Origin of the sequence: Neptunomonas qingdaonensis (genome assembly GCF_900113275.1) — a bacterium.
In the GTDB taxonomy this organism is placed as follows: Bacteria; Pseudomonadota; Gammaproteobacteria; order Pseudomonadales; family Balneatricaceae; genus Neptunomonas; species Neptunomonas qingdaonensis.
This window is the reverse complement of record NZ_FOOU01000003.1, coordinates 416,943-426,355: the sequence shown is the minus strand read 5'-3', so window position 1 is coordinate 426,355 and position 9,413 is coordinate 416,943. Positions and strand designations below refer to the sequence as shown.

Here is a 9,413-nt window from a genome sequence, read left to right as displayed (position 1 = left end):
GCCCGTTAACCGGGTTCCGTGAATTCGGGCTCTGCAGGTTCAGTTACCTCATAATCCCGCTCCCAGCCTTCGTTTTCTAACTTCAACGTCTGAATCGCCACGGCGTTAGCGCTGGCATCCAGCTCAGGCAATGCCTGATACTCAGACACCCAGCAGCGAAACACCTTATAAGCGATAGCCAACTGGCCCGCTTCGTTGTACATCTCAATAACGATATCTTTACGAAAATCCTTGAGAGAGACTTCAGCACCGAGGCCAGAACCAAAATTCCAGATCTTGTTCGCCCACTTCTCAAATTCTGTATCGTGCGTTACGCCTCGCTCCAACGTGATCGCTTCATATTTTGTTTGTCCGGGTGATTTACGCTCGGTGCTGGGGTCGCCACCCTCACGATGCGTCACCGGTTCATTAGTGCGTTTCAACGCACCCACTTTACTGATACCCGCGACATACTTGCCATCCCATCTAATGCGAAACTTGAAGTTCTTGTAGGGATCAAATCTTTGTGGATTTACACTAAACTGAGCCATGATTTACTCCTTCAAACTTCAAGTTGGCCAGCAATCTGCTGGAATTTGATAATGACGAACTCAGCAGGTTTTAATGGCGCAAACCCCACCACGATATTGACGATGCCTCGATCAATATCATTCTGCGTTGTGGTTTCCCTATCGCATTTAACGAAATAGGCCTGGCGTGGCGTTATTCCCTGAAATGCCCCCTGACGAAACAGGTTGTGCATAAAGGCACCGAGATTCAGCCTGATCTGCGACCAAAGCGGTTCATCATTAGGCTCAAACACAACCCACTGAGTACCGCGATATAAACTTTCCTCAAGAAACAACACCAAACGCCGCACCGGCACATACTTGTACTCATCTGCCTGCGCGTCTGCGCCTTTCATGGTGCGCGCTCCCCAAATCACTTTTCCATAAGTTGGAAAGTTACGTAGTGCGTTTACACCGGCCTTATTAATTCCGCCATTCTCAATATCATTCATCGGTGCACTGATAGCCGCCACACCATTTAACGTAGCATCCGTGCCGGCTGGCGCTTTCCAAATACCGCGTGAGCTATCAGTTCGCGCGTAAACACCGGCAATAGAACCTGAAGAAGCCATCGCGTTTTGTCTAAAACTATCGAGCGGATCAGCCACTAATACGCTCGGAAAATACACCGCCGCATTGCGTGATTGAGAAACACCATTGGCCCAGCCGGCAATAGTAGAGAGATTGAAACTGCTAGGCGGATCCACAATGCAAAATGCGCGCTCATCTTCACAGAGCTTGATCGCTGCCTGAATAACAGGATCGGCCTGCCCCTGAGAGAGGTCACGGGTTTCAGGAATACACAACAAATTAAACAGATCCACATCGAGTAACGCGTACATACCGGTTTTAGTTGATTGATTCCCCATCAGCTCAGTAGCCGCACCTTTACTGCCATCATTACCATTTGTCTGCGGTAGTAGGTTACTCACCACATCAGGACGATGTTCTGAATCCCCGGTAAACTCGCGCCCACCCGCAGCTAAACCTAAACCAATACTCGAAGTCAGCCCTCCCGGTGCACCCACAGCAGCCACAACTGAAGAGGATTCATCCGTCGCTAACGAGGCAATTCTGACACTACCAGTTCCTGCCAGGTCTCCATCAAGCCCTGACTCTGCAGCCACCATGCGTGAATCCAATCCCGCCGTCGCGATCGCTGCATTCAGATTGGTTACCAGGGCACTCATATCAGCGAAACTGGCGGAAAGCGCCAATAAAAATGACGCATTACCATCGATGCTGCCGGCTAACGTGGTATCCGTGAGATTGAGAGGAAAAGTAATACTTTTGCTGACAACAAAACCTTGACGCGAAAACACCAAACCCGGTGCCTGAGTTACCCAAATAGTGGCTGAAGCGGCATTAACCACAGACACCACATAGTTAGGAGAATCAGGATTCAGGTTGAGGTTTCGATGAGTCTCAAGGGGTACGGTTTGCGATGCGCCTCCCTGAATGACCAATTGCGACACCACCAGATTAAACTCGGCATCAGGGTTACGTGTTCCGTTATGCTCAATGCTAATACGCAGATCATTACCCCAAACACCGGGGCTAGAAGCAGCAACATCCAGCACAGCACCCGCGCTATCATCTATCTGCCAGCGAACTGGGGCATAACCGGTAGCAACCCTTACGACATAAGCTTCACTCCCACCATTGGCATAAAACTGTTTTATCGCATAGGAAAGCGGACTGCCTCGATCTAAACCACCGTGGCTGCGCTCAAAGTCTGAAAAACTCGTAATATGAACCGCCTTATCAACCGCACCTTTTTTGGTGTAGCCAACAAAAGCAGTAATCGATGTTGCAACCCCAGCAATGGTACGTACACCGCTGGGGACTTCCTCAATATATACACCGGGATAAGTGGGAGATACTGGCATGTCCTTACTCCTCTCTACATTCGAGACCTTTAGCGTTATTTGTCATCACGTAATGGAGCAGCCCCAAAATACAGGTACCTACCATCGGGGCTGGTTTTTCGTTCTATCCGCGATTCTGAAACCAGATAATCTAGTGCCTGCTGTACCAGCAAAGATGTTTCTTCAATACGCTGCCTGGGTATCCACCATCGAGTAATGCCATCAATCGTATCTCCTCCGTGAGGATGGTTACCCAGATAGCGATTTATCTCACTGGCTATGCGCTTAATTTCAGTGTCATCTATGTTGATATTCGACATACCGTCTTCTCATCTTCGTAACAGCAACGCTTTAAGCAAAAGCAATACAAGAGACATGCCAAAAAATAATTATTTGATTAATAACAACTAAATTTAAAATAGTAGAAAAATAGGGGCAAAAAAAACCCAGTGATAGGCCGCAGCGACTGCGTGATAGTTTTTGATTAGGGAGGAATTGTTAATTAATTCAGAGGATTAAACTAAAAAGGGGCACTTTCCGAATAAGCGGGTTATTTTTAACCCACAAGAGTAAGCCTGGTTACTCCTCGCCCTCTCTCAGTCCATGTTTTTTAATTAACTTACCCAATGAGCGCCGCTCTTTTCCAGCAAGCCGCGCGGCTCGGGTAACATTTCCATCGGCTTTGAGAAGCACATGCATTAAATAGCTCTTTTCAAACGCGCCAATAATAAGGCTTTTAGCCTCATTGTAATCGGTATCCCAATTCATACCCGATATATTAATTTGCTGATTAGCCTCTTCCCATTGGCGTGGTGGAGGTACGATAATGCTTGGCCCTTCTGATTCCAGAAAGCCTCTCAACAAAAAATTTTCCAACTCACGTACATTGCCTGGCCAGGAATATTGACGCATCCATGTATAACACTGAACTGATAAAAAGCGCTCATCTTCACCATATTCGACACAGAATCGTCGAATCAAGTGATCTGCCAGTAATGGTAAATCATCAACCCGCTCCCGCAGTGAGGGCATGGTGATCTGCATAATATTGAGACGGTAATACAGGTCTTCTCTAAACTCGCCACTAACAGATAATGCTGCCAAGTCCGCATTGGTCGCCGCGATTAATCTGACATTGGCATCCTCATAACCCTGTGCTCCCAATGGTTTAAATTGATGGTCTTGCAAAAACCGCAGTAACGCCACCTGGGATTTTAAAGAGAGTGCATCAATCTCATCCAGAAAAAGCGTCCCACCTTGCGCTTGAGCCACCAAACCCGACTGGCTCTTTTTAGCATCCGTATAAGCTCCCTGAGCATGTCCAAAGAGTTCGTTTTCAAAGATATCTTCAGGTAATGCGCCACAGTTAACCGGTATAAAAGGGTGAGAGGCACGCGAGCCCATATAATGAATAGCGCGCGCTGCCAACTCTTTACCCGTACCCGTTTCACCCAGCAGTAATGCAGCAACATCATGCTTAGCCGCTTTTTCAATCTGACATAGAGATCGCAAAAACAACGCCGACTCACCAATAAAATTCATCTTAATGAATGCATCGCGAACCGTCGGATCCAGCGCTTTAAATGTATGAGTATTCACTTTCGTCCTCCTTTTAGAAAGTGCATGTTCTAAATATCCCGTTTACCTAACCTCACGAAACGTCTATTAACTAAGCCCCACGAACAAATTTCTTATTTGCCTAAGTTCAGAATCGAAGTCCTACGATCTTCATCATCCGGATACACTCTCCCTGTCAACAAACATGAAAAGATATGCTTGAATACTTTACCTGGGGAGCCTTTCTTCGTACCGGATCGAAAGTAGGAGTGCCCTTTAGGCTTATCGTAACGGTTATTGACATCATCACAGTCTACCGAATAAACATTACGCGGCGTTTCATCCATTTTCTCCGGTCCCGTATGTCCTAAGCGCCGGGAAGCGATCTTATTTTTGAGATTGGATATTTTACTGGCGCGCAATGCCAGATCATCAGAAGCATGATAAACGACAACATTACGAGATGCGTGGCAGATAACTTCTCCTTTCTGTCCTTCATGCAGGGTTTCATTGACAACATCAGCTGCAACCAGGAACGTATTTCTGAAAATTAACGGCACTCCCTGAGGAAGATCATATTTACGCCAAACTGATAAGGTTTCACGCAACACACGATTGCCCATAGAGTGGGCCAGAATATTAATACGTTTCAGGCATGGATCTTCGGCTGGGTTGTATTCTTCAGAACTACGCCAGGCTAAAAACTTTTCCAGAACACGGGCGAAAGGCATTCCACTCTGATCTGCGGCTTTCTGATCATCCCAATAATCCTGAACAACCCCAAGATCATTATCACAAGGCCAGATGATCGGAATGACTAACACCTCCTTACTCTTTTTCTTTTCACACAACAAACTAAACTCTTCGGCACCATCAAACACATCTTCCGGGAGATTAGAAAAACCATGAATATAGATCAGGACCTGCCGGTACTTTGAGTTTTTTAGGCGGGTCATAAAATCAATACTGCCAATCTCCTTGTATTCTTTTTTACCCAATCGTTCACAGAAGAATACAGAGTTGCTTGATGCGTTATTTTCTAAATCAAAATCGAAGCTGCGTCCGATCTCAGTTTCTATGCTCTGCTTGGGAAATCGATTCGTAATAAATAGCATCCCGCCTCCTAACTGAGAGGCCCTAGGCAAGTAACATACCGTTATACATTACGCACGGTCTTCGTTACGAATCTCAGTTTTTATTATCAATTATCTGATACGCATGCTGTATGCCGTTCTTACACAAAATAAGAATGACGATACACTCATGTATAAAGAAGGGATTAATGAAGATAATGCAGTCTTTTACTGCTCACTGATAATAAGCATGCACATTATCATTACTGCTCTGACTTCAACTGCTAACACCACGTCTCATCTTCCAGACTGCTCGGCGCAGCAGCGCAATTCAAGCAAACGTTTGATTTTTAATACTAAAGTATAATAAGAAAGCATTGTTCTTGCCCCGAATACCATAACTGCTGCTTAACAACAGACATCTAATACTCGTTTATCGTGACACTCATGCTACAAACCCAAAGAACAACATATAAAAACGAACTAAAATCCATAATATAGTCAAAAATAGACTACAGTTAACTGGAATGGAAAAAATAAAAGCTTGGAGCTATAAAATGAGTTACACAATATTTAGTAAAGAGGGACGCCCCGTCGGGGATATCCACTCCAAACAGATGAGTCTTAAAGCCGCCAAAGCCCTTGCCGAAAAATGGTTTGGAGCTGGCAGCTCGGTTAAAGCTGAAAAATAAGTACCACGATTTACCGCTTGGGCTGTTATTTCCTCAAAGCTCAAGCGGCCTTCTACAATAAAACCTAAACGTTTACCTCCCCCACTTTTTACGTCCATAGAATAATCAAGCTAGATGCCCTTCTGATAAAAACCAACCCCAAGTGTCTTTACAGAACAGCTAATATCAAATAAAAATAGTGAGTAGGGTATTGTCGATGTCGGGTATGTGTACTTGCATATCGACTCCTGATCTTCCGTGCGAAGAGAGTACTTATAACTCAAATGTCGCGGGTAAATTCAGCCTACGAGGTAGTCACTGCAGTGACAAGTATTGGAAAAGAAAGTTATAAACAACTGGATATCGAACTCGCTAAATGCTCTAAATACAGCAGTGTATGTGGTGATAGGCTATTACTGAACATTTCTTCAATATTAGTTTATACCGTCATGAATTATATCCGGGATGAAATTTTCAGCTTATAAGTAAAAAAGTCATACTATTGACCATTAGGCAAACCTGATTGTTGCTGTTCTCGGAGAGACTTCTTTGTATTGATTCAATGGATTGAGTTTGGTTAAAGCAAAAAAGAGATGCTTTGGCTAAGGAAGAAAGGGAAGAAATGGATGTTTGGACTATTAAGGTTCTTGTTTTTTCGTCAGATGTTACCGCCACCGGGTCAGTGGATTCGCCAGATCCTTCTTTCATGCTGTCTTCTCATGATGTCCGAATGGGCTCTCACCGCTAATAGCCCCCCGCTCGAACCTCTAAAGCTGACGGCACAAGAGTCTTCCTGGCTGAATGAGCACCCTGTACTAAAATTAGGCATCAATCGCAATTTTGCTCCTTATGAATGGATAGATGAACGCGGCACCTATAACGGTATCGCCGCAGATTACATTCACCTTCTTGAGCAACGTTTGGGTGTTAGAATTGAACCGGTAATCTTTAAAACATCATGGTCCGATGGACTGCAGGCGGCCCAGGCTGGCGAGTTCGATATTGTGTCCTGCCTGGTTGAAACTACACAGCTGGAAACCTATCTGTTGTTCAGCAAGCCTTACCTTTCCAGTTTTGCAGTTATTATCAGTAAACAATCTAAGGGTTATATAGATAACCTGCATCGGCTGGACGGTAAAACTGTCGCGATCCACAAAGGCCATTATACTAATAAGCTTCTCAAGCGGGATTACCCCGCCATCAATATTGTAAACACTCCTACTCTTACAACCGCTTTACGGATGGTCTCAGAAGGCCGTGCCGATGCCTTCGTCGGTGATGCTACCGCTGCCAGCTATACCATGAAACAAGAGCGTATTCTGAATCTCAGTTTTTCCGGCCATACCGATTACCAGAGTGATTTCAGAATGGCGGTCAATAAAGATAATCCTGTGCTGTCCTCTATTATTGAAAAGACTCTGGCGAGTATTACTCAGCAGGAGCGTGCCATTATTTATGATCGCTGGAGCGGACTGGAAGCATCCTCAGGGATTCAGCCTAATGAGCTCGTTAAATATACCGCGGCGGTATTTTTGTTGCTGTTGGTGTTCATTTTTTGGAATTACCGCTTAAGAAGATCAGAGATTTCACACCGGGTAAGTGAACAGCGGTTTCGTGAACTGGTTGATACTACTGATGCCATTGTTTGGGAGGCCGATGTTGTCGGGATGAATTTTAACTCGGTAAGCGCTAATGCCGAACGTTTACTCGGTTATAAACGGCAAGACTGGACTCGCAAGGGCTTCTGGCAAGAGCATATCCATCCGCAAGACCGTCAGCGTTCTATCACTTTTTGCCATAATGAAACCAGCCAGCATAGGGATCATGTTCTTGAATATCGTTTTAGTAATAAGCAAGGTGAAACGATTTGGCTGCGGCATATGGTTAACGTGGTGCTGCAAAATAAAAAGCCTCGCTGGTTGCGGGGATTGTTATTGAATATTACTGACCAGAAAATGGCGGAGCAACTAGTTCTTGAAAGTGAGCTGCGTTTTCGACAGGTAATCGAGAGCCTGCCGGCTATTGCGGTACAGGGCTATGATGTTGAGCGCCGGGTAATCTATTGGAATGATGCCAGTGCTGACCTGTATGGTTACAGCAACACAGAGGCAATCGGACGGCGTTTAGAAGATTTGATTATCCCTCCTGAAGCAAAAGAGCAAGTGATTGAAGCGCATCAGAGCTGGCTTAGAAGTGAATCCCCGATACCTGCAGGTGAGGTTGAGTTGCTGAATAAAAAAGGCGCTCGCATTCCAGTTTTCTCCAGTCATGTGATGCTATATTCCGGGGGGCAGCAAGAAATGTATTGTATCGATATCAGTCTCGCCGAGCAGAAAAAAGCAAATGAACGACTTGCTTACATGGCACACTTTGATCCGTTAACTCAGCTACCGAACCGAACTACTTTTTATGATCGGTTAGCGTTTTATATGAAAAAATCCTCCCGCAACCGACATCAGGTGGCTGTGTTATTGATGGATCTTGACCACTTTAAAGAGATCAATGATACCTTGGGTCATGATCATGGCGACCTGTTACTTCAACAGGCCGCTTGTCGTTTGCAGAGCTGTATCAGGGATACTGATACTGTAGCGCGACTGGGCGGCGATGAGTTCACGATTATTATCGATCAACTGGACGATTTCACTATAGTTGAGCGGATCGCGCAAAATATTTTAACGAAAATGAGAAAGCCTTTTAATCTGAATCACAACACAGCTTATGTATCTGCCAGCATCGGAATTGCCTTCTATCCCAGCGATGCAGATAGTATTGATATGCTGTTGAAAAACGCAGATCAGGCGATGTATGCCGCTAAATCCAAAGGGCGAAACAGTTTTTTGTATTTCACGCCTGCTATGGAAGAACAGGCACAGCGGCGCAGGTTACTGATTAATGATCTGCGTAGCGCCATATCTTTACAGCAACTTGAGCTGTTTTATCAGCCGATCATTGATTTCGACAGCGGTGCCATATCAAAAGCGGAAGCCTTGATTCGTTGGCATCATCCTGAACGAGGCCTGGTCTCTCCGGATGACTTTATATCGATGACAGAAGAGACCGGGTTAATTCTGGAAATTGGTGATTGGGTATTTGCTACAGCAATCCAACAAGCGGCCAACTGGCAGGCGCAAGGGCATCACATTCAAGTCAGTATTAATACCTCGCCGGTACAGTTTCGCTCAGATGAATGCGACCTACAGCCTTGGTTAGCCAAGCTTAAAGCCATCAATCTTAATGGTGCAGCGGTGAATATTGAAATTACAGAGGGCGGCTTGATGGAGGCTGGCAGAGCAGTTACTGACAAGCTCCTGGCATTTAAAAATGCAGGCATTGAGGTTTCATTAGATGATTTCGGAACCGGTTATTCGTCACTATCTTATCTTAAGCGCTTTCACATTGATTATCTGAAAATTGATCAGAGCTTTGTTCGTAATCTACAGCCTGACTCGAATGATCATGCATTGTGTGAAGCGATTATAGTGATGGCTCATAAACTCGATATGAAAGTGATTGCAGAAGGTGTAGAAACGGAGCAACAAAGGGATCTGCTGATATCTGCCGGCTGTAATTATGGCCAGGGTTTCCTTTTTTCAGAAGCGCTTCCAGCAACAGAGTTCGCGTTGCTGCTGGACAAACAGGAAGAATATTGAGCTATTCAGTTTCTCCGGCTGAAGCCTGCATCCGGTCTTTTAA

Annotated in this window: 7 protein-coding genes; 2 read left to right on the top strand and 5 right to left on the bottom strand. The window is 45.1% G+C overall.

Annotated features, from left to right (window positions below; all coding sequences use genetic code 11):
- Positions 1-5: 5 nt before the first annotated feature.
- From BM099_RS06975 to BM099_RS06955, 5 genes are all read right to left on the bottom strand, one after another.
- On the bottom strand, positions 6-530 hold the full coding sequence (locus tag BM099_RS06975; protein WP_090726095.1) for a phage tail protein: 525 nt from the start codon (positions 528-530) through the stop codon (positions 6-8).
- A gap of 11 nt (positions 531-541) precedes the next feature.
- Positions 542-2,437, bottom strand: coding sequence for a phage tail sheath family protein (locus tag BM099_RS06970; RefSeq protein WP_090726093.1), 1,896 nt, complete (start codon positions 2,435-2,437; stop codon positions 542-544).
- 35 nt (positions 2,438-2,472) lie between these two features.
- Positions 2,473-2,736: a hypothetical protein gene (locus tag BM099_RS06965; protein ID WP_090726091.1), complete on the bottom strand. Its 264-nt coding sequence runs from the start codon at positions 2,734-2,736 to the stop codon at positions 2,473-2,475.
- Positions 2,737-2,995: 259 nt separating this feature from the next.
- Positions 2,996-4,015 (bottom strand): sigma 54-interacting transcriptional regulator, encoded by a 1,020-nt coding sequence (locus BM099_RS06960; RefSeq protein WP_198064140.1) that lies wholly within the window; start codon positions 4,013-4,015, stop codon positions 2,996-2,998.
- Between the two features lie 92 nt (positions 4,016-4,107).
- Complete coding sequence (locus tag BM099_RS06955) at positions 4,108-5,088, bottom strand: alpha/beta hydrolase (RefSeq protein ID WP_090726088.1); 981 nt, start codon at positions 5,086-5,088, stop codon at positions 4,108-4,110.
- 515 nt (positions 5,089-5,603) lie between these two features.
- Between BM099_RS06955 and BM099_RS20785 the strand changes: the two genes are divergently transcribed.
- A complete protein-coding gene (locus tag BM099_RS20785) occupies positions 5,604-5,738 on the top strand; it encodes a hypothetical protein (RefSeq protein ID WP_269750475.1) in 135 nt (44 codons plus the stop codon).
- Between the two features lie 605 nt (positions 5,739-6,343).
- Complete coding sequence (locus tag BM099_RS06950) at positions 6,344-9,370, top strand: EAL domain-containing protein (RefSeq protein WP_177201102.1); 3,027 nt, start codon at positions 6,344-6,346, stop codon at positions 9,368-9,370.
- Positions 9,371-9,413 lie beyond the last annotated feature (43 nt).

What these genes read in the sequence shown, in the direction of transcription:
- BM099_RS06975 (WP_090726095.1), bottom strand. Translation starts at nt 530, where the DNA reads ATGGCTCAGTTTAGTGTAAATCCACAAAGATTTGATCCCTACAAGAAC.
- BM099_RS06965 (WP_090726091.1), bottom strand. Translation starts at nt 2,736, where the DNA reads ATGTCGAATATCAACATAGATGACACTGAAATTAAGCGCATAGCCAGT.
- BM099_RS06950 (WP_177201102.1), top strand. Translation starts at nt 6,344, where the DNA reads ATGTTTGGACTATTAAGGTTCTTGTTTTTTCGTCAGATGTTACCGCCA.
- BM099_RS06970 (WP_090726093.1), bottom strand. Translation starts at nt 2,437, where the DNA reads ATGCCAGTATCTCCCACTTATCCCGGTGTATATATTGAGGAAGTCCCC.
- BM099_RS20785 (WP_269750475.1), top strand. Translation starts at nt 5,604, where the DNA reads ATGAGTTACACAATATTTAGTAAAGAGGGACGCCCCGTCGGGGATATC.
- BM099_RS06955 (WP_090726088.1), bottom strand. Translation starts at nt 5,088, where the DNA reads ATGCTATTTATTACGAATCGATTTCCCAAGCAGAGCATAGAAACTGAG.